The organism is Streptomyces sp. NBC_00459, from assembly GCF_036013955.1.
Lineage (GTDB): Bacteria > Actinomycetota > Actinomycetes > Streptomycetales > Streptomycetaceae > Streptomyces.
The window spans coordinates 3,419,197-3,440,399 of the sequence record NZ_CP107903.1 but is presented as its reverse complement, the minus strand read 5'-3'; the positions used below and the strand labels follow the sequence as shown (position 1 = coordinate 3,440,399).

Sequence of the window (21,203 nt, the reverse complement as noted above, 5' to 3'; positions counted from 1 at the left end):
ACTCGAAAGTCTCAAGCGCGGTGGCGGAATTCATACTCATATGACTGAGTGTCAGTAGGTGAAAAGGCAGGACGAGAACAGGCAGTGCGAAAAACAGGCAGTGCGAAAAACAGGCAGTGTGAGAACAGGGAGTACGCGCGTGGAGGAAGGAGCAGGCATGGCCCCACACAAGCGACGGGCCCGCACCGGACGGCTGGCGTTCCTGGCGGCGGCGGTCGCCGCGTCGGCCGTCCTGGTGGCGGGGCAGGGACACGCCGTGGGCGCGGGGGTGGCCGATCCTCCCGTCCCCGCACCGGACACGGTCACGGTCACTCAACCGACACCACCCACCGGCACAGTGGCCCCGGTCGCTCCCGTGGTCCCCGAACCCCCGGTGGCTCCCGAGCCGCCCAAGCCCGTACCCCCGGAGCCGCCCAAGGCGCCCCGGCTCCCCTCCTTCGGTGCGTACGTCGACTACGACGGCACCCGGGGCACGGCCAGGATCGCCGAGCTCAGCCGCTGGCTGGGCGGTGCCGATCTCAGCGTCGGCCACACCTATCTGCCGGGTGACCGGTGGAGCAACATCGAGGGGCTGCCCGGCTTCCTCGACGTGTGGGCGGACTGGCGGCGGGCCGAGGAGGACCGGCTGTTCGTCCTCAACGTGCCCATGCTGGAGCGCAACGAGGAGGGTGTCTCCGACCGTCAGGTCCGGGTGCAGCTGAGGCGTGGCGCCGCCGGTCTCTACGATCACCACTTCCGCGCCCTGGCCCAGCGGCTGGTCGAGCTGAAGATCCCGGACACGGTCATCGTGCTCGGGTGGGAGATGAACGGCATTACGTACACCCATCGCTGTGGGCCGGACCCGGAGGCCTGGAAGAGGTACTGGAACAGGATCGTCACCACCATGCGGGCGGTGCCGGGCCAGAAATTCCGGTTCGATTTCAATCCGACCCGGGGCAAGGACGCCATTCCGTGGCCACAGTGCTATCCGGGGGACGATACGGTCGACATCATCGGCATGGATTCGTACGACCAGCCCAGGGGGCTGTCATTCGACGAGCAGGTGAGTGAGCCGTACGGTCTTCAGGCGCATGTGGATTTCGCCAAGGCCCATGGAAAGCCCATTTCCTATCCGGAATGGGGACTGTTCCGCAACGGCGACAATCCGGAGTACATGCGGCGCATGCTCGCGTGGATGGACGAGCACAAGCCGCTGTACAACACGCTGACCGACTACTGCCCGCACGGCGTGTGGCAGTGCGGCAGCAATCCGAAGGCGTCCGAGGTGTACCGCCAGGTCCTGACGGGCCGTAAGGACACCGAGCCCACTGTCCCGACACCGGTGCCGCCGGTGCCCCCGGTCCCGACCCCGCAGCCGCCGAAGCCCACGGATCCGGTCGTCCCGCCCGTGCCGCTGCCACCGTCCAACTGCTCGCCGCTGGATCTGGGCGACTGGGTGGAGTACTGGATGGGCGGGAAGCTGTGCCTGAAGTTCGACTGGTGGTCGCGCAGCAGGTGACCGCCCGGTGGCGGCGGGTCGTTCACGATCCGCCGCCACCGTTGCCGGTTTCCCCGCCGCCGCCGCCGCTTCCGCTTCCGCTTCCGTTGCCGTCGCGTTCCCGCAGCCGGCGCAGGAGTTCCTTGCCCCGGCTGCGGGCGGCGACATCGCACACGACCGCCGACATCAGCGGTGCCGTCAGCCGCCGGGCCAGCAACAGCCTTTTGTTGACGACGGGTTCGGGGCGCCAGTGGTGCTTGTACGGCTCGTCACCGCGCAGCAGGCTCAGCGTGCTGTGGCCGCCCGCCCCCGTGTGCTGGGCGCAGGCGTCGAGGAGCATCACGGCGACGTCCGCCTTCCGTTTCCGCAGGCCCGGGTGGGCGCCGTACAGATAGCCGCCCGCGAGGCGTCCCGACAGCAGCGTCAGGTCGACCGCGACCACACTGTCGTCGAGGCGGAACTCGGTGACCACGGCGTCCCCGGAGCGCACCATCGGCCCGACCGACCGGGCCAGGTGCTCGCGGAACCGGGGCTGGAGGTGTTCGGACGTCACCTTCCGTCCCTGCCACTGGAGTTGGTGCAGTTCGAGGAGACGGGCCAGGGCCGCGTCGACCTCCTCGGGGCGGACGGCGCGGCGCTCGACGCCGAGCGCGGTCAGCTTGCGCAGCTTGGCGCGGACCCGCTGGGCCTTGGCGGAGGGGAGGCGGGAGACCAGTCCGTCCATCGAGACGGCGGGCAGCTCCAGGCACAGGGAGTCCTTGACCTGGCGGCGCGGGCCGCGCCAGCGCTCGTAGACGCGTTCGGCCGCGCCTCCCGGGCGTACCTCGCGGAGATCGATGAGCGCGGTGCGGGCTGCGCCGGAGAGGCCCTCGGCGAGGGCGGCGGCGGCCTCGTCGGCCGTGTCGTCGTCGAGGAGCACGTCACCGTAGTCGGAGATCGCGCCGCCGAGCGGCACGAGGGCGGGCAGTGGCCGGTGAACGCGCATCAGCGGGGCGGCGGCGAGGAGTTCGCCCGACGGATCGCGGACCACGACGACCCGCAGCCGGCCCGGGACGCCGTACGACAGCCACCACGAGTGCAGCCAGGCATGGCTCTGGAACGGGGTCGCCGCACCGCACCGCCGGTACAACCGGCCCCAGGCCGGGGCGAGTTCGGCGAAGGCGGCCTCGTCGCTGACGACTTCGGTGCGCAGGGCGCCCGTGGTCGTGACCGTCACAGCTGGCCATGTGAGTCGGCGGCGACGGCCGGGCCCGGTACGGAGGCCGCGGGCGCCGGCTCCTCCGTACGTCGGCGGGGCCGCACCAGCAGCACCAGCCCGCCGAGCAGCCCGCCCGCGCTCGCGCCGACCAGTCCGGTCACCGCGGCCGGGGCCGAGGACGGCTCGGCCGGCTTGACCGCGCGCGAGAACTGGAGCAGCTCCACGTGGGTGGACTCCTTGGTGTCGTTCGCGTGCCGGGTGAGGGAGCGGGCCACGGCGTTCGCCATGTCGGCGGCGAGGTCGGGGCGCGTGGAGGTGGCCGACACGGCGACCATGGGCGCGTCGGGTGAGGTCGCCGTCTGCACGCTCTTGCGCAGCGTCGACACCGGTACGCCCGCCCACACCTGGGCGTCCCCGAGCACCGCGAGCTGCGTGGCGACCCGCCCGTAGGCCTGCGCGAAACCGAGCGCGGACGCCGGGTCGGACTTCTCGGTCGGTACGGCGACCACGTAACTGGTGGCCGTGTAGGCGGGCGCCTTGAAGGTGCCGTACGCACCGCCGAGGAGGCCGCCGGTCACGGCGCTGGCCGCGAGGAGGTACCACGCGGGCAGGATGCGGGTGCGGATGCGGTGGGGGACTCTGCTGGCGTTCTCGGTCATGAGGATGGGGCTCCCTGAGGTGACGGGGACGGGGACGGTGTCGTGGAGGGGGTGGCCGCCGCGTACACGTCCATGAGCTGGGCGGCGCTGCGGGTGATGTCGTAGTGGTGGGCGGCGGCGGGGGGCGTGCGGTCCCGTGGGCCCAGCGCGCGGGCCTCGGCGAGGGCGCGCGCGAAGGAGTCCGCGCCGCCTGGTACGCGCCGGGCGCCCTCGGCGGCCTCCGGGGGAAGGTCCTCGATCGCCGGGCAGGAGACGTACCGGACGGGCAGTCCGGCGGCCAGTGCCTCGACGACCGCGAGGCCGAAGGCCTCCTCCGGGCACGGGGAGGCGAGCACGTCCATCGCGGAGGTGAGGGAGGGCAGGTCGGGGCCGGGGGTGCCGTCCGGTACGTAGGGCCGTTCGCCGGTGAACAGCACCCGGTCCGCCACGCCGGCCTCGTTCGCGGTGCGCCGCAGGACGTGTTCCTCGGGGCCTCCGCCGACGAGCAACAGCCAGTAGTCGTCGGGGAGTTGCGCCAGGGCGCCGATGAGGTCGCCGAAGCGCTTGCCCGGTGCGAGCCGTCCGACGCCGCCGACGACGTAAGCCCCCTCGGGCAGCCCGAGGCGCTCTCGGGTGCGGCGGCGGGCGACCGGGTCGAAGCGGAAGCGGGCCAGGTCGATGCCGTTGGGGACGACCTCGATCCGCGGCGCGGGCACACCCCAGCGGCGGAGCCGCTCGGCGACCGTGGGGGACACGGCGACGGTGGTGCGGCCGAGCCGTTCGCCGGCCAGGTACAGCGCGCGGACCCCGGCGGTCAGTCGCCGCCCCTCCATCTGCGAGTCGCCCAGGGAGTGCTCGGTGGCGACGATCGCGCGTACGCCCGCCAGCCGCGCGGCGATCCTGCCGTACACGCAGGCCCGGTAGAGGTGGGTGTGCACGAGGTCGTAGCCGCCCGAGCGGATGACGTTCACCAGGCGGGGCAGCGCGGCGAGATCCCGGTTGCCGGCCATGCCGAGGTGGACGACCCGGACGCCGTCGGCGATCAGACCGTCGGCGACCGAGCCGGGGTTGGTGAGCGTCACGACATCGCAGTCGACCGGCAAGTGCCGCAGCAGCAGCCGGAGTTGCTGCTCGGCGCCGCCGACCCCGAGTCCGGTGATGATGTGCAGGGCCTTCACCGCCGTCACGCCCCCTCGACCGGTCGGCGCCGCAGCCGGTGCAGCCGGTACTTGAGATGCAGGCGTACGGCGGTGTCGTTCTCGCCGATGTGGACGCGGGGGAGGACATGGACGCCGTTCAGCGGGCCCGGGTCGATCGCGCAGCCGTATCCGTAACCGGCAGCCTTCACGGCGTCGACGGCGCGCTGGTCGACGGTCCCGTAGGGGTAGCAGAACCCCTCCGCCGGAGCACCGCTCAACTCCGAGAGCAGCGCTCTGCTCTCGGCGACCTCGGCGCGCAGCAGCTCGTCGTCGGCCTTCGTCAGATCGACGTGCGTCAGCCCGTGCGAACCGATCTCGACACCGGCCTCGGCGACGGCGCGGATGCCGTCCGCGGTCAGCAGCGGTTTGCGCGGGCCCAGCGGATCCCAGGCGTTCTCCCCGCCGAGCCGTCCCGGGAGGACGAAGAGGGTCGCGCCGCAGTTCCAACGCTTCAGCACCCGAAGGGCGTCGGTCAGGAAGTCGGCGTACCCGTCGTCGAAGGTCAGCCCGACGAGCCCGCGCCCCTCGCCCCGGGAACGGGCGGCGAGCAGCTCGGCCACCCCCACACCCCGCAGCCCGCGCCGGTGCAGCCACCGCAGTTGGGCGTCGAGGCGTTCGGGCGTGACCGTGATGCGGTACGGGTCGTCGGAGCAGTCGCCCACCGAGTGGTACATCGCCACCCAGGGGACGGAACCCTGGCGGGCGGTTCGTCGGCCGCGGTCATCGGACCCGGTCGCGGCGGCGGGTACGGGGGCGGGCGTGGGCGCGGGTGCGCTTGCGGGCATGGGGAAGCCTTCGGGTCATGGAGCATACGGAACTGAGTGCGAGGACGAAGCTCTGCACGGCCTGGGCCCGCATGAGCCGGCCGAGCAGGAAGTAGACGACGGTGACGGTCGCCGTACCGGCGGCGAGTCCCGCCACGGGCCCGTCGATCCGGCTGGTCACGAACGCCCCGGCGGCCGTCGCGCACACCGCCGCGCGCACCGGCTTGCTCAGCTCGGCCAGCACCTGCCGGGTCCGGATCGGCACACTGCGCGGGCCCATCCCGTACAGCAGCAGGGCGGCCGACAGCGTGATCCCGGCGGCGTTGGCGGCTGCGATGCCGCGCACCCCCCACGGGCCGACCGTCCACGCGCCGATCCACGAGGTCGCGACGATGCCCGCGGCCATCGCGCCCAGCGGGTACCAGGTGGGCCGGTTCGAGGAGAAGTACGAGCGGACGAGCGCGCCGACCAGCGTGTGCCCGAGCAGCCCGACCGCGTACACGCGCATCACGGTGGCCGTCGCCTCGGTGTCCCGGGAGGTGAACGCGCCGCGCTGGAAGAGGAGTTCGATGACCTGCGGCGCACAGGCGATCACCGACGCCGCGCCGAGCAGCACCACCCAGGCGGCCAGCGCGAGGTCACGCTCCACCCGGCTGCGGGCCCGCTCAGTGTCGCCCTCCGCGATGGCCTGCGCGACCACCGGGAAGGTGACCGTGCACAGCATCAGCGACAGCGTCATCGGGATCTGCGCCACCTTCTGCGCATAGTTCAGGTGCGAGATGGCTCCGGCGGGGAGGGTGGAGGCGAGGAACCGCTCGATGAGCACCTGCGACTGCCGGGTCAGCGCGAAGAGCAGCACGGGTGCGACCAGCGCGAAGGCCATCGGCGCCCCGGAGGCCTCGTCCACCACGATCTCTTCCGGCACGGCCGACCTGCGCCGCCGCAACTGCCTTAGAACAGAAGGAAGTTGGGTTACGACCATCAAGGCGCCGCCCACCGCCACCCCGACCGCCGCCGAGCGCACCCCCCAGCGCCCGCCCAGCACGAACATCGCCGTGATGATGCCGGTGTTGTAGGCCACGTAGATCGCCGCCGGCGCCAGGAACCGCCGGTGCGCGCGCAGGGCCGCGCTGCAGTACCCGGCGAGCCCGAAGCTGAACACGCAGGTCGCGGTGAGGCGGGTGCAGTCGATGGCGAGCGACGGGTCGGGCAGGCCGGGGGCGAGCGCCTCGACCAGGTAGGGAGCGGTGGCGATCAGCAGCGCGCCGACCCCCGCGCATGCCAGCGCCAGCCGGGGCAGCGTCGACGCGACCAGCGCCCTGACCGGATCGCCCGGGGCACCCTGGGCGCGCCGGGCCAGCGCCATGCTGAAGGCCGGGATCAGGACGAAGGCCAGCCCGTCCTCGATGAGCAGCGTCGCCGCGAACTCCGGCACGGTCCACGCGACGAGGAAGGCGTCCGTGTCGCTGCCGGCCCCGAACAGCCGGGCCAGCGACTGGTCCCGGACCAGCCCGAGCAGGGCGCCCGCGACCGAGAGGACGGCCGTGATGAGGGTGGCTTTGGCGAGGAACTTGCCCGAAACGGGGGCTAGTTCGGCAGGCTCGCTGCCGTCCCCCTCTTCTGCGCTCCCCTTCGCGGCCGACGAAGCGGCGCGTGCCGCGGGCAGCGTCACCCTGGTCTCTCCCTCGGTCCGAGGAGGCGTCGCGTTCATCGCGCCGAGGCCTCGGGCATGTCGTCGCCACCGACGAGGGCCCACCAGGCGACGAGCCCGAAGGCGACGGCGGTCAGCACGGTCGCGGGCCCGCCGATGTCGGCGTACAGGAAGTCGATCAACTGCCAGATCAGCAGCCCACAGGCGACAAGGGCGCAGTCGAGCCCGCCGGACGCCGACCGCCGGGCCCGCGCCAGCCCCCGCAGGCCGCACACCAGCAGCGCCAGCCAGCTGCCCCCGAGGGCCAGCAGCCCGATGAGCCCCTGCTCGCTGAGCACCAGCAGATACATGTTGTGCGGGGACAGCAGCGGCTGTTTGCGGTACGCGGCGCCCGCGCCCTCCGTGTCGCTGCCCGCGGACAGGGCCAACGAGGCGTGTCCGTCACGGTGTTCGGGGAAACCCTTCAACCCGACGCCGGTGAGCGGGTGTTCGCTCCACATGTCGGTCGCCGCCGCCCACATCGTGTACCGGTCGGTGACCGACTGGTCGGGAGCGTCGGTGACCTGGGTGATGCTGCTGATCCGCTCCTGGAGCATCGCCGAACCGAGGCCGAGGCCACCGACCAGGATCACCGCCGACGCGGTCACCACCGCGCCCACCTTCAGCGCCCGCCGCATCCCGGCCAGCACCAGCTGCAGCGTGCAGGCCACCGCCGTGGCGATCCAGGCGCCCCGGCTGAAGGAGACGGCGAGCGGCGCGAGCAGCACCAAGGCGCACCCGGCGGCCACGGCCCGCTGCCGGGCGGCGGCCGACCCGAGTGCCAGCCCCAGCGCGCACATCAGCCCGAAGGCCACCACGGTCGCCATGCCCATCACGTCGGCGGGCCCGAAGGTGCCCACCGCCCGGATCTCCTCACCCTGGTAGGAGGCACCGGTCCCGGTCATGAACTGGTGCACCCCGACCGCCCCCTGGAACAGGGCGAACCCGACGAACGCCCAGGCCAGCACCCGGAGGTCGCGCCGGTCCCGGACCAGCAGCAGCACGGACGCCGGTACCAGTACGAAGATCTGGAGGTAGCGACCCAGCCCCCCGATCCCGGCCGCCGGAGAGGACGCCCCGACGGCCGCGACCGCGAGCCCGACCACCGGCAGCCCGAGCACCACGGCGGCCGTACGGGACAGCGGTCGCCGCCGTTCCCGTACGAGCCGGACCGCGCAGTACAGGACCACCAGCCCGGAGACCGCGTCGGCCGGGGTCGCGCCGCCGTCGGTGCCCTGCGCGGCCGGCAGCGCGAGCAGGGCGATCACCAGGATCACGGGCAGCAGCGGAGCGAAGGACGCGAGGTACGGGAAGGGCGCTCGGCGCGGCAACGTCAGCGTGGGGCTGTGGCTCACTGCGCTCAGCTTCCTGTCGGGCGGACGAGCGTGGCGGCGGTGCGCAGCAGGATGCAGATGTCCTGCCACAGCGACCAGTTGTCGATGTAGGCGTTGTCGAACCGACAGCGGTCCTCGATCGAGGTGTCGCCGCGCAGCCCGTGGATCTGGGCGAGCCCGGTGATGCCCGTCTGCATCCGGTGGCGGGCCGCGTAACCGGGGTAGGTCTGGCTGAACTTGCCCACGAAGTAAGGGCGTTCGGGCCTCGGCCCGACCAGGCTCATGTCGCCCCAGAGGACGTTCCACAGCTGGAGGAGCTCGTCCAGCGAGGTGCGGCGCAGGAGGCGGCAGAACCAGTTCATGCGCTGCTCGTCGGCGACGCTCCAGCGGGTCGCCGACTCCATCTCGTCGACCGGGCGGTGGGTGCGGAACTTGAGGAGGGTGAAGGGGCGCCCGTCCATGCCGATGCGCTCCTGCTTGAAAACCACACCCCGGCCGCCGGTCAGCCGCAGCACCACCGCGCACAGCAGCAGCAGCGGCGAGGCCAGCAGCAGCAGAGTGCCCGAGACCAGGACGTCGAGCAGCCGCTTGCCGAGGCTGCCCGGCCGGTCCGGCACCATCGCGAGCCGTCGGCAGGAGAACCCGGCGAGCCGTTCGGCGCTCTCGTACGAGGGCGACTCGGCGTCGATCTCCCACACCGTGCAGCCAGACTCCGCCAACGCCCGTAGCAGCGGCCCCTGTTCGGCCCGTACCGAGGGATGGACGGCGAGGACGGCACGGACGCCGTTCTGGATCAGTGCCCGCTGGACCTCCTCGCCGGTGGTCAGCACGGGCAGGCCCGCCCCGCCGTCCGGGTGGTCGGTGACGAGCCCCACCGGCCGTACCCCGCACGACGGATGGCGCAGGAACGCGGCGGCCACGCGCCGGGCGGTGCCGGCCGGGCCGATGACGAGAGCGGTGTGCGGACGGCGCAGCAGCGCCCGGCGCCGCAGCCAGTGGACGGTCGCGCGGCCCGCCGCACTCGCCGCCACCTGTACCCCGCAGCCCAGGACGAGCGTCCGGGCGGACAGCGCGTCGGCGGACGCGTACGCCCCGACCGCGGCGGCCAGAGCCAGCCAGCCCATCGCGATCCGGCCGCAGACGGCGGGCAGTTCGTCGAGGAACGCGGGCACGGACCCGGGCCGGTAGAGCGAGGCGCGCGCGTTCAGCACGACCACACCGAGCAGCAGCACGCCGACGAGGACGGGGTGACGCTGGGGCTCGGTCAGTGCCAGGGCGCCGAGCAGGGCGGCGCCGCTGTCGACGGCGAGCAGCGGCAGCGGGGAGGCCGGCCGGGGCGCGGGACGCCGGCCGGCCGGGAATCTGAAGCCGCCCGCCGACCCGCGGGGCGGGATGACCGAGACGGCCGACACTGTCGAGAATCCGTGCTCCCGCGGCCCTCCGCCGGGGGAGGGGACGGTACTTTCCGCAGTCACGAGTGGATGGACTCCCTGTACTCGGCGCGCACGGGCCGCACGGCGTGCGCGGTGATCAGCTCGCGGTACACATCCGCGACGGCCTCGGCGGAACGCCGTACGTCGTGCGCGGACAGGACGTGTCGGCGCCCCAGTTGCCCCAGCGACTCACGCAGTGGGGGGTCGAGCAGCAGTTCGGAGACGGTCCCGGCGAGCGCGGCCGGGTTCTCGGCCGGCACCAGACAGCGCGGTGCGAGAGCGGCGGGCAGACTCTCGCGCCCGCCGTCCACATCGGTGACGACCACCGCCCGCCCACAGCCCATCGCCTCCAGCGGCGCCAACGCCATGCCCTCCCACCGCGAGGGCAGGACGACCAGATCGGCGGCCCGGTACCAGGGGACGGCGTCGGTGACGGCCCCCGCGAACAGCACGGAGTCGGGGGCGAGAGCCCGCAGCCGCGGGGCTTCCGGACCGTCACCGACGAGCACCAGCCGCGCCCCGGGCACCCGCCGCGCGACCTCGCCCCATGCCCGGAGCAGCACGTCCTGCCCCTTCTGCCGGCACAGCCGCCCCACGCACACGACGAGCGGGGCGGCCGGATCGACCTGCGCGAGCAGCGGAATCCCGGCCCGTACGGAGTCCACGGGAGCCGGTTGGAAGCGCTCCGTGTCGATCCCGTTCGGGATCACCCGCCACTGCCCGGCGATCCCGGCGCGCACCCCGGTGGCCCGTTCCGCGTCGCTCACGCACACCACCCGGGAGGCCCAACGCGCGCCCCACCGCTCCCACTTGAGCGCCAGTGCGGCGGTGGGTCCGCCGACCGCCTCGAACGACCAGGCGTGCGGCTGGAACACCGTCGCCACCCGCCCCCGTACCGCCAGCCGGGCGGCGAGCCCGGCCTTCGCGCTGTGCGCGTGCACGACATCCGGCCGCACAGCCCCGACCACCCGCCGCAGCCGCCGCACCTCCCCGACGAGCGAGGGTCCCGGCGAGCGGGTCGCGTGCCAGGGGTGTACGTCGGCGCCGAGCGCCCGCAGTCGCGCGGCGAGGTCACCGCCGTCCGGGCAGGCGACCGTGACGTGCAGACCGGCGGCGAGCTGGGCCCGCGCCAGGTCCGTCACGACCCGGGGCGCCCCGCCGTCCACCGGCTGGGTGACGTGCAGGACCCGTGGCCCTGGGTCCGGTGCGATCAGTTGCATGCGCGGTTTCCTCGCTCACGGGTGGCGGTGCCGGACGCACCTCGGCTACTGCCGGGCGTCGACGGCCACGAAAAGTGCGCCGGCCCACGCCGCGTCCCGCTGGCAAACGAGCCGGAAGGCCAGCTGGTCACCACCGCGCCGCAGCGCCGTACCCAGTTCGAACACGTCGGAGTCGTAGCCGAGGGTGTTCGCGTACGCCGGAACGCGCTCCGAGACGGCTCCGCCGATCGTGGAATTCAGCACGTCGTCGAGGGGGTTGGCCGCGTTCCCGAGCGCGGTTGTGCGCCCTGCGGCGGACACCGTCAGGGAGTCACCGGTGCTGCCGCGGTCCCCGTTGTAGGCGACCAGGCCCGCGCGCCCGTTCGCGCCCGCCGGGAACGGGAGTTCGGCCAACCGGACCAACGAACCGTCACCCGTCCGGTCCCTCAGCGCGTCGAACCCGTCCCACAGGGCGAGGTGCCGCAGCGGCTCCGCCGCGTTCTCGTACGCCACGACCAGCGTCCAGCCGCCCCACGCCCCGGCCGCCGACTTCCCCATCGCCACATTGACCTGCGCGACCGTGTACAGCCCCGAACCGCTCTCCCGGACCAGCTCGGTGACATCGGCGGAGGCCTGGAACGCGTCGGCTCCGTGCGCCACCCGGTGCCCGACGACCGAGTCCGCGAGCAGCTCCTTGTACTGGCCGCCGGGCTCGGCGATCAGCACCCGCCCGTTGTCCTTCGGCGGCTTCTGCTCCCCGACCTTGAGATTGCCGCCCCAGTACAGCCGTGCGTACGAGACCCGGCCGCCCTGCGGTACCCGGACCTCCGCGCGGCTGGAGTTGTACGTGTTCGGGTCGCTGTCGACGTCGACGTAGAACATGTCCAGGTCGCCGTTGACCGCCGCCCTGGCGCCGCCCGTTGTCGGCACCAGGCGCTCGCCCCTGCGGATGCCCGCGCAGGTCCCGAGGGTGGCCCGGCAGCTGATGGACGCGTTGGCCGCGCGGACGATCCCGCCGTGCTGGAGCGCGCGGTACCGCTGGGTGAACGCGAGGCGCTCCGACTCCTTCTCCCCGGCGGGGGGTGGTGCGGCCGTCGCCAAACCTCCCGGAGCCCAGATCGCGGCGAGGGCAAAAGCGCCCACCATCGCACGGCGCAGCAGAAGACCCGGGGAATTAGGCATGACCGGTGTTGCCCTTTCGGGAAAGAGGTCGTGGACCGACGTAAGGAAGATCTGGAGATCACTTGTTCGCCGCAGGCACTCCCGGTCTGTTTCGCGCGACGGAGTCGGGGTGGCGGTCTACCTCTTGGGCGACTCCGGGGCGGCTGGCAGAAGGTGAGTCACTCTAGACCGCTATGCGTATTTATTGGTGATTAATGGCGACTGTGTCGTAATCGTGCAGCCGAGCGATTCGAGAGATCACCCCATTGGCGGCACAACCCGGGCGCGTGCCACGCGTTGACACAGCGCCGGGCATCCCCGCCCGGCTGTTTGTGACAACTCCCAAGGAGCACTTCTCCATGTCGCGTATCGCGAAGGGCCTTGCCCTTTCCACCGTTGCCGTCGCCGCCGTGGCGGGTACCGCCGGTGTCGCCGCCGCCGACAGCGACGCGCACGGCGCCGCTGCCCACTCCCCGGGCGTCCTGTCGGGCAACGTCCTGCAGGTCCCGGTCCACGTTCCGGTCAACGTCTGCGGCAACACCGTCAACGTCATCGGTCTGCTGAACCCGGCGTTCGGCAACACCTGCGTCAACGACTGACGTAAGTCGGCGCGGACCCTTCTGCCGGCCGCTCTCCCCTTTCCGGGGAGGGTGGCCGGTTCGCGTTCTCCGGTGTTTGCCCCGAATGGCGGGCCGGGCGGCCAACTCGCCGGGTGGGCCTTGACGCGTGCCCTCACCAGCAATGATGTACGGGATCCGACCGAGGGGTCGTCACTTTGCGTATGTGACCGGTTGCAGAGGGCAACGGTGGATCTGACGGTGGATCCGACGGCGGACACACCGTCCGACACACCACCGCACCACCGAAAGGAAACCTCCATGCGTGCTCTGCCCGCACGGCGTATCGCGTCGACCGCACTCTGTGCCACCCTCCTGCTCGGAATAGGCGCACCGGCCGCCCTGGCGGCGGACGGCGACGCGGCTCGCGAGCGCGGCCACGCGGCTTCGCGGGCGCCCGTCCCCAATGCCGACGCGCTTCTCGCGCAGGTGAAGTCGCTGGGCGACCTGGGCGGCGTACTGAAACCCGTCACCGATCTGCTGGCCGCCGTACAGAAGGCGGACAACGGTCAGCTGCCGCTGGACGAGGCGACGAAACTGGTCGACGCCGTGAAGGCGGCCATCGCGGCGGCAACGGCGGCGGCCCCGGCCACTCCGCCGGTGGCACTTCCCGTGACTCCTGAGGTTCCGGCGACTCCTGCCCTTCCGGCGGCTCCTGAGATCCCGGCGGCCCCGGCCCTGCCGGTGACTCCTGAGGTCCCGGCCACTCTGCCGGTGACTCTGCCGGCGACCCCGGAGGTTCCGGCGACTCCGGCCCTTCCGACGGCTCCTGAGGTTCCGGCGGCCCCGGCACTCCCGGCGGCTCCTGAGGTTCCTGCGGCTCCGGCGCTGCCAGTGACCCCGGAGGTCCCGGCGCCGCCGGCGACCCCGGTTCTCCCGGCGAAGCCCGCGCTGCCGCCCGCGGCCACACTCCCGATGAGCCTCAAGAACGGCAAGGCGGGCAAGGGCCCGCTCGACATCGTGGGGGACGCGCTCGCCGCGCTGCAGAAGTCGGTCGACACGCTGCTCACGGCAGTCACGTCCGGCGATGTCGCCAACGTCGGCCCGGCCGTCACCGGTGTGTTGACGAGCCTCGTCGGGTTCGTCGCCGCCACCCTGCTCGGTGGCGGGCTGCCGGCGCCGGACCTGGCGGGTCTGCCGCCGCTGCCCAAGCTGCCGGTGGAGGTGCCGCCGCTGCCGGTCCCGGTGCCGCCCCTGCCGCTGTCGGCCGACTAGGCCCCTTGCCGGTCGTTGTGCCGACCCCACGCGGGGTCGGCACAACGACCGTTCTTTTGTTTGTGTGTCATTTTCGTTTGTGCGTCAATCCTTTGAGACGCATTCCGTGTTCCGGAATCACCTGCGCCGCAGAAATTTCTGCTTACGGGGTTTCCGCCGCGACCGGGGCTCGTTAGGCAAGGCGACAGAATTCCCTCTGGTGACATGAGTTGCCGAAGAAAGGAACACGATGAAGTCCCTGAAGGCTGCCGCTGTTGTTGCCGGGTCCCTGGTCATCGCCGGAGCTGCCGCGCCCGCGTTCGCCTACGACACCGCCGACCTCACGCCCACCAGCCTCAACGGCGCCGTCAACACGCTCACCAAGGGCCCCCTCGACCTGGAGCAGGTGCAGCCGCTCCAGCACCAGTCGAACGCGCTCGACACCGAGAACAAGGATTCGGCGCTCAGCACGGTGAAGGGTGCGACGACCGCCCTCAACTCGACCGGTGGGCTGCTCGGCGGACTCCCCCTCCAGGGCTGACACGGGTTTCGACAGGACCGATTCCGCCGCGCGGAATCGGTCCTTCGTGTTGTTCGAGTACCGTCCCTCTTTCGTGTGGATACCGGCGGGAAATCCCCCGGTCGAGTGAGAACGCGGCCGGACGAGTCAAATCCCGTCGATAAGGTTCCGCGGTGACCTCAACCTCAAGCGAAACGCGCCCTTTCCGCATCGCCGACCTGGGCACGCTCGTCGTGATGGCCTGGAGCGGTGAGGCCCCCGACGGCGACATGCCCTACCTCCTCGCCTATTCCCTCGGGGACGGCGAGGGCGGCCCGGAGGCCTCGGCCGTCGCCGTCGAGCAGCTCCTCGCCAACACCGGTCTGCCGGTCGGCGGCGACATCGTCGACGGCTCCACCCAGCCGAGCCTGCCGGTCAGCCTGCTCGTCGAGTCCGGTTCGGCCGTCGTCAACATGCCGCAGCTCAACGCCCAGTGCACCCCGCCCCCGGAGTGGCTCACCGCGGTCGCCGAACGGGGCTTCGCCTACCTGGTGTTCACCACCCGCCCCTGGCCCGAGGCCCAGCCCGGCAAGCCCATCGAGCCGGAGGCCCTGGCCGCCTTCGCGGGTGCCGACGAGACCCTCACCGCCGCCGCTCACGTCATCCTCCCGGCCCGCAGCCTGCGCTGACGGCCGAGCGAACAGCCGTGGGGCGAGCGGCGAAGTCCGAGGCCCGGACGGGCAGGTCGGCCGTCCGGACCGGGGGCCGCTGTTCCGGGCTGATCGGACGACTAATGCACCACACGGGGGAATCTTGAGCTGATGCGGTTCTCGGGATCGTTACGCGATACGGACGAACACCCCCTGATTCCTGAAAAGGACCGTACTTGTCATGAAGTCGACCACTCGAATCCTTGCCGCCGCTGTCCTCACCGGCGTGGCGGCGGCGGTGGGCGCGGCCCCCGCCGTCGCGGCCGACACGGTCCCCGTACCCGTCCCGCTGGACGGCGTGGAGAAGTCGCTCAACGTGAGCCTGCCCAAGGTCGGCGGTGAACTGCCCCTGCTGACGCCGGGCGTGCCCGAGGGACCGCGGTACGTCGAGGGACAGATGATTCCGGCCAGCGCGCTGCCGCAGGTGCCGATGGGCGCCGCGCTGCCCGGTCTGTCGGCCGAGGCACCGCTGCCCCAGGTGCTCGGGAAGGGCTTCGACCAGGCCGGCCTCAGTGTTCCCGCGGCCGACCTGCGGACCCTGACCCCCGGACTGTCCGTGGACACCCCGATGACCGCGTCGAACCCCGACGTGTTCGGTCTGCCGACGCTCAAGGAACCGCAGGCCGCCGTGCTCACCCCGCTGCTGCAGACGGCCCCCACCGGCGTTCTGGGGCTCGGCTCCATGTAGCGACAGGGAGCTGACGAACTGGACCCTCAGGGCCCGGGATCGACACCCGGGCCCGGTCACCGGGCGGTCGCCGTTACCGAACGAGCCGAACTAGGAGATGGGGAGAGAGTGTTGTTCGTCAGCAGAAGGCCGCGGGGACCGGAAGGTCCCCGCGCCTGTTCCGGTACACGGCGGGACGCGCTGCGTGCCCTGTGCGTGTCGGCCCTCGCCCTGGCAGTGGTCCCGGTCGTCGCCGCCGCGTGGCCCCGGCGGAACCAGGACGGCGACGAGGCGGCGACGTTCGACGAGACGTACCGGGGCCGCCGGCTGCGCGGGATGAAGGCCGACGCCGGACACGCGGACCACCTCGACCACATGGCGCAGGCCCTGCGCAGACCTGGCGACGGGCGGTGGCACGTCACGGTGGACGGGCGGCCCCTGCATCTGATGCGGCGTGCGGACGGGACGTATCTGAGCATGGTCGACCACTACCGCTCGTACCCCACGGCAGTGGAGGCGGCCCGCGCCGCCGTCGACGAGCTGGGGCCCGGGCGGCGGTTGACGGTCGCCGGCGGGGGAGAGGACGGTCATGGCGTACACGCGTAAGGACGTCAGCACGCTGACGCGTTCCGAGCGGCGACGATTCGTCGGGGCGCTCCTTGAGGTCAAACGGCGGGGCGAGTACGACGAGTTCGTGCGCACGCACATCGAGTACTACGTCTCCGACGGCGAGAAGGGCCTGCGGACGGCCCACATGGCGCCGTCCTTCCTGCCCTGGCACCGGCAGTTCCTGCTGGACCTGGAGCAGGCGTTGCAGCGGGTCGATCCTTCGGTGACGCTGCCGTACTGGGACTGGACCCGGGACCGTACGAGGGCCGGCGTGCCCTGGAGCGAGGACCTGCTGGGCGGCACCGGGCGCTCCTTCGACCAGCGGGTCATGACCGGGCCCTTCGCCTACGACCACGGCGACTGGACCATCAAGGAGAGCGTCACCGACGGCGATTTCCTCACCCGGGACCTCGGCCGCTCCCGCGAGCCGCTCACACTGCCGACCCGGCAGGACCTGGACTCGGCCCTCGACGATCCCGTCTACGACGTGTCGCCGTGGGACTCGACGGCCGCGAGAGGCTTCCGCAACAGGCTCGAAGGGTGGGGGAGCGGGCGGGGCCCCGCCTCGTGGCGCAACCACAACCGCGTCCACCGCTGGGTCGGCGGGCACATGGTCGGCGGTGCCTCGGTCAACGACCCCGTCTTCTGGCTGCACCACGCCTTCGTCGACCTGTGCTGGTCGCGCTGGCAGCAACGGCACGGTGCCCGCTATCTGCCCGAGCGGCCGCCGCGGGTCGGTGACGCGCAGCGCGGCCGGGTCGTCGCCCGGCACGAGACACTGCCGCCGTGGGACCTGACGCCGGACCAGCTGGAGGACCACAGCGACGTCTACCGGTACGCGTGACGAGGTACCTGACGAGGTAGTAGAGGGTACGGGCCGGGACATGGAAGAGCCCCGACGGTGGAACCGTCGGGGCTCTTCCGGTGCCTGCGTACGACGGATCAGCTGCCGTAGCCGCCGGGGCCGGGGTTGCCGTTGTGGCCGTCGTCGCTGACGTTGGCGCAGGTGTTGCCGAAGGCCGGGTTCAGCAGGCCGATCACGCTGACCGAGTTCCCGCACACGTTGACGGGCACGTGGACCGGGACCTGCAGGACGTTGCCGGACAGGACGCCGGGCGAGCCGACGGCCTCGGCCTGGGCACCCGCGTCAGCCGTGGCCATACCGGCACCGCCGAGCACCACGGCACCGGTGCCGAGCGCGGCGACGGCTGCCTTCGCGATGCGAGACATCACGTTCTCCTTTGGTTCGATGAATGCGGACACTCGACTCGCGCCCGCACTTCCCCTACAACGCGCCCACTCACGCCTGGTAACGGCGTTCGGCCGGGCGTCACCCTTTTCGAAGAGCGGTCAGGAGAACGGCCGGGAGCGCGGTCGGGGAAAACCTGACGGGAAAAGTGGTGGGAGACCGTCCGCGCACCCGTTAGCCTCGCGGGCATGGCATCCGACCGAGCCGAGCAGAACGAGCGGCAGCAGACCGAGAACGTGTTGCGGACCTTCGTACGGGAGGACGGCCGACTCGTGCGGCTGCCTGCCCGCTGGAGCCGGAAGCTGATCGTGCTCCGGTACATCGCCGAGGAGACCTTCGAGCCCGGCGTCGAGTACGCGGAGCGGCTCGTCGACGAGCGGCTGCGGGTGTGGTGCGAGGGTGCGAGCCGTATCGACCATGTGACGTTGCGCCGGCATCTGGTGGACCTGAACCACCTGCGGCGCAGCGACGGCGTCTACTGGCGGCCCGCCGAGGCCGATCTCGGCGCCCAGGCCGCCTGAGTCGTACGCACACAGGCCCGCTCCCCGGGGAACAGGGGAGCGGGCCTGTGGTGCGTTCGGCGGGCGTCGGGGCCTTAACTGCCGTGGGCGCGTTCGCGAATCCTGTGTGAAGGTCTCCAAGTAAGCCTAAGCGGAACCTTTTTGACGCTCCCTTGACTGCTAAGATCATCCCACTTTCAGTAGGCTGAGGCGCGCCACGCGCACGGGGGCAGTCTCTAAGGGCCCCACGCGAAGGAGTGGCTGAGTTGGTCCGCCGGTAAGGTACGCCACCGGGCGAGGCCCGAGTTCCAGGCCAGGACCCACCGGACTGCAACTGCTCCTGTCGCAAGGCGACTTGAAGAGAGTCTCATGACGTCATTGATCCAGGATCCACTGCTGTGGATCTTGCTAGTGGTCCTGGTCGCTGCGGTCGTCGCAGTGATGCGGGCCCGGAGAACCAACATGGCGCTCCGCAGGAAGAACAGCGACCTGCAGAACGCCCGTGAAGCCGTGCAGAGTGAACGCGACCGCCTCTATGCGGAATACGCCCAACTGAACGCGGAGCACGCGGGCGATCTGTCGGCGGTGCGCAAGGACGCTGAGGAGGACACCAAGGCGGTCCTGAAGTCCGCCATGCGGACGCTACAGGTGCTCGCCGACGAACAGCAGCTGATCATCGAGAAGTCGCAGCGCCGCTACGGCGACGACGAACAGGTCCTCAGCGACCTGATGATGATCGACCACACCAACAGCCAGTTCGGCCGACGCGCACAGGGCATCGCCGTGCTGTGCGGCGGCTGGCTCGGCCGGCGCGAGTCCACCGCCTCCGTGTACGACGTCGCCCGCAGTGCCCAGGGCCGCATCAAGCACTTCGACCGCGTCACCATCAACACCCAGGTGAACGTGACGGTGGCCAGCCGGGCCGTCGAGCCCATCGCGGTGGTCCTGGCCGAACTGCTGGCCAACGCCACCAACTACAGCGCGCCCGGCACCCGCGTCGACATCAACATCCAGGCCGTACCCACCGGTGTCTGCCTGATCGTCGACGACGCCGGACTCGGCATGAACACGGAGGAGAAGGCGCGAGCCTCCGTGCTGCTCTCCCCGCAGGCACCGGTCGACATCACGAGCCTCGGCGACCCGCCGAAGTTCGGCTTCGCCGTGTCCGGGATGCTCGCCACCCGGTACGGCTTCAAGGTCTCGGTCGATTCGGTGTCTCCCTACGGCGGCGTACGGGCGGTGATTCTCTTGCCGGAGAACCTGTTGACGACGGACGTTCCCGAGCCCGAGGGCGGGGCCGCCAAGGCCGAACCCCGGGCCGAGGTTCCGGTCGCCCCGCAGCGGCTGACCCCGGTGGCAACGCCCGGCGGACCGCCGCGTCCGATCGGGACGACGGCCGGTGGTCTGCCCAAGCGGCGACGGCGTGGCAGCCCGGTCGCGGTGGTGCCACCGCCACCGGAACCTGCGGAGCACAACAACGAGGTGACGGCCTCACGTATCGGTGCGTTCCAGCGCGGAACGCTGCTCGGGCGGGACACGACGACCATGGAAGGACCACAGGACCAGTGAATCCCGATCTGTCGTGGGTGCTGAACGACGTGCTGCAGGTGCGCGGCGCCCGTCACGCGATCCTCGTCTCGGCCGACGGCCTGCTGCTGGAGCGGTCCAGCGACATCGACCGCGACGCGGCGGAGACCAACGCCGCCGCGATGAGCTCGATGCAGTCCCTGAGCCGGGCCGTCGCCCCCTTCGTGGGCTTCGGACTCGGCCTGTGGAAGCAGACGCTGATCGAGTACGACGGCGGCTGGATATTCCTCATCGCGGCGGGCAGTGGCGCCTACCTCGCCGTGTCGGCGGCGCTGGACGTCGACATGGAGGCCATGTCGTTCCGGATGCAGCAGCAGGTGGGGGCGCTCGGCAAGGCGATGACCACTCCGCCGCGCCAGAACGCCGGTGCGGAAGCATGAACGCGCACGGCGAGGAAGCTCCGGTCACGGTCACCAGCGACTTCGTCCGCTCGTACGTCATCACGGGCGGGCGACGGCTGCCGACCGCCGACGACCTGTCCCTGCACACCCTGGTCACACTGGCTCCCGAACGGGAGATGCCGCTCGGCGCCGGCCCCGAGGTACGGGCCATCTGGGACCTGTGCGGCGGCGGCTACCTCTCCGTCGCGGAGGTCGCGGCGCATCTGTCGCTGCCGGTGGGTGTGGCTCGACTCCTGCTGACCGATTTATTCGAACAAGGTCATCTCCTGCGCCGTGCCGCGCCCCCACGCGCCCAGTCCGTCGACAGAGGAATCATCGAAAAGGTGCTGCATGGACTCGAATCGCTCTACGGCTGAGACGATCTACGTCTCAGACGCGGTCACCACCACCGCGAAGATCCTTGTCGTAGGGCACTTCGCCGTGGGCAAGACCACGTACATCGGCTCGTTGTCGGAGATCGCCCCGCTGCGCACCGAGGAGAAGATGACCCAGGCGTCCGCCCAGGTGGACGACCTGAAGGGCGCGCCGGACAAGGTGACGACCACGGTCGCGCTGGACTTCGGCCGGCTCACGCTGAGCGACGAACTGGTGCTGTACCTGTTCGGTACGCCCGGTCAGCAGCGCTTCATGCAGCTGTGGGAGGACATGGCCCGCGGCGCGCTCGGAGCACTGCTCCTGGTCGACCCGTCCCGGCTCGCTGAAACGTTTCCGGTGATCGACCTGGTCGAGAAGTACGGCCTGGAGTACGCCATCGCCGTCAACACCTTCGACCCGGTGGCCGGCGAGTTCGACGAGGACGAGATCCGCGAGGCCCTCGACCTGCTGCCCGACACCCCGGTCGTCTACTGCGACGCCCGGGACCAGACGTCCTCGGCGAGGGCCCTGATCGCCCTCGTCCAGCACCTGCTCACCCGCGCGGCCTGAACCCCGGTATCCCCCTTTCGGACCCCTCCCCGCACAGGGGGTCCGGACAGGGGGTCCAGGTCGTCCGGGCCGTCCGGGACACAGCCTCGTACAAGGTCTTTCCTCACCCCCGTCCCCCGCCCCGACGTGCGGGGAACCCTAAGGAACCCTCAT

22 protein-coding genes and 1 pseudogene are annotated in these 21,203 nt (G+C 71.5%); 13 read left to right on the top strand and 10 right to left on the bottom strand.

Annotation, left to right across the window (positions count from 1 at the left end; all coding sequences use genetic code 11):
- Nucleotides 1-157 precede the first annotated feature (157 nt).
- Nucleotides 158-1,498 (top strand): glycoside hydrolase family 26 protein, encoded by a 1,341-nt coding sequence (locus OHN74_RS14780; RefSeq protein ID WP_327695034.1) that lies wholly within the window; start codon nucleotides 158-160, stop codon nucleotides 1,496-1,498.
- Between the two features lie 22 nt (nucleotides 1,499-1,520).
- Here the strand turns inward: OHN74_RS14780 and OHN74_RS14775 are convergent, their stop codons facing one another.
- From OHN74_RS14775 to OHN74_RS14735, 9 genes are read right to left on the bottom strand one after another with little or no spacing between them, the layout of a single operon-like run.
- Nucleotides 1,521-2,693: a GNAT family N-acetyltransferase gene (locus OHN74_RS14775; RefSeq protein ID WP_327695033.1), complete on the bottom strand. Its 1,173-nt coding sequence runs from the start codon at nucleotides 2,691-2,693 to the stop codon at nucleotides 1,521-1,523.
- Entirely contained in the window at nucleotides 2,690-3,334 is a 645-nt protein-coding gene (locus OHN74_RS14770; RefSeq protein WP_327695032.1) for a lipopolysaccharide biosynthesis protein, read from the bottom strand. Before OHN74_RS14770 ends, OHN74_RS14775 begins: the two co-directional genes overlap by 4 nt.
- Nucleotides 3,331-4,491 carry a glycosyltransferase gene (locus tag OHN74_RS14765; protein ID WP_327700125.1) on the bottom strand — a complete coding sequence of 387 codons (1,161 nt, stop codon included), beginning with the start codon at nucleotides 4,489-4,491 and terminating at the stop codon, nucleotides 3,331-3,333. Before OHN74_RS14765 ends, OHN74_RS14770 begins: the two co-directional genes overlap by 4 nt.
- 5 nt (nucleotides 4,492-4,496) lie before the next feature.
- Complete coding sequence (locus OHN74_RS14760; RefSeq protein ID WP_327700124.1) at nucleotides 4,497-5,186, bottom strand: polysaccharide deacetylase family protein; 690 nt, start codon at nucleotides 5,184-5,186, stop codon at nucleotides 4,497-4,499.
- A 46-nt stretch (nucleotides 5,187-5,232) separates the two neighbouring features.
- Nucleotides 5,233-6,987 carry a murein biosynthesis integral membrane protein MurJ gene (murJ, locus tag OHN74_RS14755; protein ID WP_327695031.1) on the bottom strand — a complete coding sequence of 585 codons (1,755 nt, stop codon included), beginning with the start codon at nucleotides 6,985-6,987 and terminating at the stop codon, nucleotides 5,233-5,235.
- The gene (locus tag OHN74_RS14750) at nucleotides 6,984-8,321 is read right to left on the bottom strand and encodes an O-antigen ligase family protein (protein WP_327695030.1); all 1,338 of its coding nucleotides are present in this window, start codon (nucleotides 8,319-8,321) and stop codon (nucleotides 6,984-6,986) included. Before OHN74_RS14750 ends, murJ begins: the two co-directional genes overlap by 4 nt.
- Nucleotides 8,322-8,326: 5 nt before the next feature.
- Nucleotides 8,327-9,775, bottom strand: a complete 1,449-nt coding sequence (locus OHN74_RS14745; protein ID WP_327695029.1) for an exopolysaccharide biosynthesis polyprenyl glycosylphosphotransferase — start codon at nucleotides 9,773-9,775, stop codon at nucleotides 8,327-8,329.
- Entirely contained in the window at nucleotides 9,772-10,953 is a 1,182-nt protein-coding gene (locus OHN74_RS14740; protein WP_327695028.1) for a glycosyltransferase, read from the bottom strand. Before OHN74_RS14740 ends, OHN74_RS14745 begins: the two co-directional genes overlap by 4 nt.
- Nucleotides 10,954-10,998: 45 nt before the next feature.
- On the bottom strand, nucleotides 10,999-12,114 hold the full coding sequence (locus OHN74_RS14735) for a DUF3344 domain-containing protein (protein WP_327695027.1): 1,116 nt from the start codon (nucleotides 12,112-12,114) through the stop codon (nucleotides 10,999-11,001).
- 338 nt (nucleotides 12,115-12,452) lie between these two features.
- Here OHN74_RS14735 and OHN74_RS14730 point away from each other — a divergent pair, with 338 nt between their 5' ends.
- From OHN74_RS14730 to OHN74_RS14700, 7 genes are all read left to right on the top strand, one after another.
- Nucleotides 12,453-12,692, top strand: a complete 240-nt coding sequence (locus OHN74_RS14730; protein WP_006382607.1) for a chaplin — start codon at nucleotides 12,453-12,455, stop codon at nucleotides 12,690-12,692.
- Nucleotides 12,693-12,971: 279 nt separating this feature from the next.
- Entirely contained in the window at nucleotides 12,972-13,925 is a 954-nt protein-coding gene (locus OHN74_RS14725; protein WP_327695026.1) for a hypothetical protein, read from the top strand.
- A gap of 229 nt (nucleotides 13,926-14,154) precedes the next feature.
- Entirely contained in the window at nucleotides 14,155-14,445 is a 291-nt protein-coding gene (locus OHN74_RS14720) for a hypothetical protein (RefSeq protein ID WP_327695025.1), read from the top strand.
- Nucleotides 14,446-14,597: 152 nt separating this feature from the next.
- Nucleotides 14,598-15,092: a DUF5949 family protein gene (locus OHN74_RS14715; RefSeq protein WP_327695024.1), complete on the top strand. Its 495-nt coding sequence runs from the start codon at nucleotides 14,598-14,600 to the stop codon at nucleotides 15,090-15,092.
- Between the two features lie 202 nt (nucleotides 15,093-15,294).
- Nucleotides 15,295-15,801: a hypothetical protein gene (locus OHN74_RS14710; RefSeq protein ID WP_327695023.1), complete on the top strand. Its 507-nt coding sequence runs from the start codon at nucleotides 15,295-15,297 to the stop codon at nucleotides 15,799-15,801.
- A 108-nt stretch (nucleotides 15,802-15,909) separates the two neighbouring features.
- On the top strand, nucleotides 15,910-16,386 hold the full coding sequence (locus OHN74_RS14705) for a tyrosinase family oxidase copper chaperone (RefSeq protein WP_327695022.1): 477 nt from the start codon (nucleotides 15,910-15,912) through the stop codon (nucleotides 16,384-16,386).
- Nucleotides 16,370-17,233: a tyrosinase family protein gene (locus OHN74_RS14700; RefSeq protein ID WP_327695021.1), complete on the top strand. Its 864-nt coding sequence runs from the start codon at nucleotides 16,370-16,372 to the stop codon at nucleotides 17,231-17,233. The genes OHN74_RS14705 and OHN74_RS14700 overlap by 17 nt, the downstream gene beginning before the upstream one ends.
- 98 nt (nucleotides 17,234-17,331) lie before the next feature.
- On the opposite strand, the gene OHN74_RS14695 is transcribed toward OHN74_RS14700, so the two are convergent.
- The gene (locus OHN74_RS14695; protein ID WP_327695020.1) at nucleotides 17,332-17,619 is read right to left on the bottom strand and encodes a chaplin; all 288 of its coding nucleotides are present in this window, start codon (nucleotides 17,617-17,619) and stop codon (nucleotides 17,332-17,334) included.
- Nucleotides 17,620-17,877: 258 nt separating this feature from the next.
- On the opposite strand from OHN74_RS14695, the pseudogene OHN74_RS14690 reads away from it, so the two are divergent.
- From OHN74_RS14690 to OHN74_RS14670, 5 genes and pseudogenes are all read left to right on the top strand, one after another.
- Nucleotides 17,878-18,159: pseudogene (locus OHN74_RS14690) on the top strand (DUF2087 domain-containing protein); the annotation flags it as partial.
- 348 nt (nucleotides 18,160-18,507) lie between these two features.
- Entirely contained in the window at nucleotides 18,508-19,707 is a 1,200-nt protein-coding gene (locus OHN74_RS14685; RefSeq protein ID WP_327695019.1) for an ATP-binding protein, read from the top strand.
- Nucleotides 19,704-20,105 (top strand): roadblock/LC7 domain-containing protein, encoded by a 402-nt coding sequence (locus OHN74_RS14680; RefSeq protein ID WP_164313030.1) that lies wholly within the window; start codon nucleotides 19,704-19,706, stop codon nucleotides 20,103-20,105. The genes OHN74_RS14685 and OHN74_RS14680 overlap by 4 nt, the downstream gene beginning before the upstream one ends.
- A complete protein-coding gene (locus OHN74_RS14675; protein ID WP_327695018.1) occupies nucleotides 20,102-20,482 on the top strand; it encodes a DUF742 domain-containing protein in 381 nt (126 codons plus the stop codon). The genes OHN74_RS14680 and OHN74_RS14675 overlap by 4 nt, the downstream gene beginning before the upstream one ends.
- On the top strand, nucleotides 20,457-21,050 hold the full coding sequence (locus OHN74_RS14670) for a GTP-binding protein (RefSeq protein WP_327695017.1): 594 nt from the start codon (nucleotides 20,457-20,459) through the stop codon (nucleotides 21,048-21,050). The genes OHN74_RS14675 and OHN74_RS14670 overlap by 26 nt, the downstream gene beginning before the upstream one ends.
- Nucleotides 21,051-21,203 lie beyond the last annotated feature (153 nt).

Bases quoted from the DNA above. Each gene is read 5' to 3' on its own strand.
- OHN74_RS14760 (WP_327700124.1), bottom strand. From the start codon at position 5,186: ATGTACCACTCGGTGGGCGACTGCTCCGACGACCCGTACCGCATCACG.
- OHN74_RS14700 (WP_327695021.1), top strand. From the start codon at position 16,370: ATGGCGTACACGCGTAAGGACGTCAGCACGCTGACGCGTTCCGAGCGG.
- OHN74_RS14685 (WP_327695019.1), top strand. From the start codon at position 18,508: ATGACGTCATTGATCCAGGATCCACTGCTGTGGATCTTGCTAGTGGTC.
- OHN74_RS14710 (WP_327695023.1), top strand. From the start codon at position 15,295: ATGAAGTCGACCACTCGAATCCTTGCCGCCGCTGTCCTCACCGGCGTG.
- OHN74_RS14720 (WP_327695025.1), top strand. From the start codon at position 14,155: ATGAAGTCCCTGAAGGCTGCCGCTGTTGTTGCCGGGTCCCTGGTCATC.
- murJ (WP_327695031.1), bottom strand. From the start codon at position 6,987: ATGAACGCGACGCCTCCTCGGACCGAGGGAGAGACCAGGGTGACGCTG.
- OHN74_RS14770 (WP_327695032.1), bottom strand. From the start codon at position 3,334: ATGACCGAGAACGCCAGCAGAGTCCCCCACCGCATCCGCACCCGCATC.
- OHN74_RS14735 (WP_327695027.1), bottom strand. From the start codon at position 12,114: ATGCCTAATTCCCCGGGTCTTCTGCTGCGCCGTGCGATGGTGGGCGCT.
- OHN74_RS14695 (WP_327695020.1), bottom strand. From the start codon at position 17,619: ATGTCTCGCATCGCGAAGGCAGCCGTCGCCGCGCTCGGCACCGGTGCC.
- OHN74_RS14725 (WP_327695026.1), top strand. From the start codon at position 12,972: ATGCGTGCTCTGCCCGCACGGCGTATCGCGTCGACCGCACTCTGTGCC.
- OHN74_RS14675 (WP_327695018.1), top strand. From the start codon at position 20,102: ATGAACGCGCACGGCGAGGAAGCTCCGGTCACGGTCACCAGCGACTTC.
- OHN74_RS14780 (WP_327695034.1), top strand. From the start codon at position 158: ATGGCCCCACACAAGCGACGGGCCCGCACCGGACGGCTGGCGTTCCTG.
- OHN74_RS14730 (WP_006382607.1), top strand. From the start codon at position 12,453: ATGTCGCGTATCGCGAAGGGCCTTGCCCTTTCCACCGTTGCCGTCGCC.
- OHN74_RS14740 (WP_327695028.1), bottom strand. From the start codon at position 10,953: ATGCAACTGATCGCACCGGACCCAGGGCCACGGGTCCTGCACGTCACC.
- OHN74_RS14670 (WP_327695017.1), top strand. From the start codon at position 20,457: ATGGACTCGAATCGCTCTACGGCTGAGACGATCTACGTCTCAGACGCG.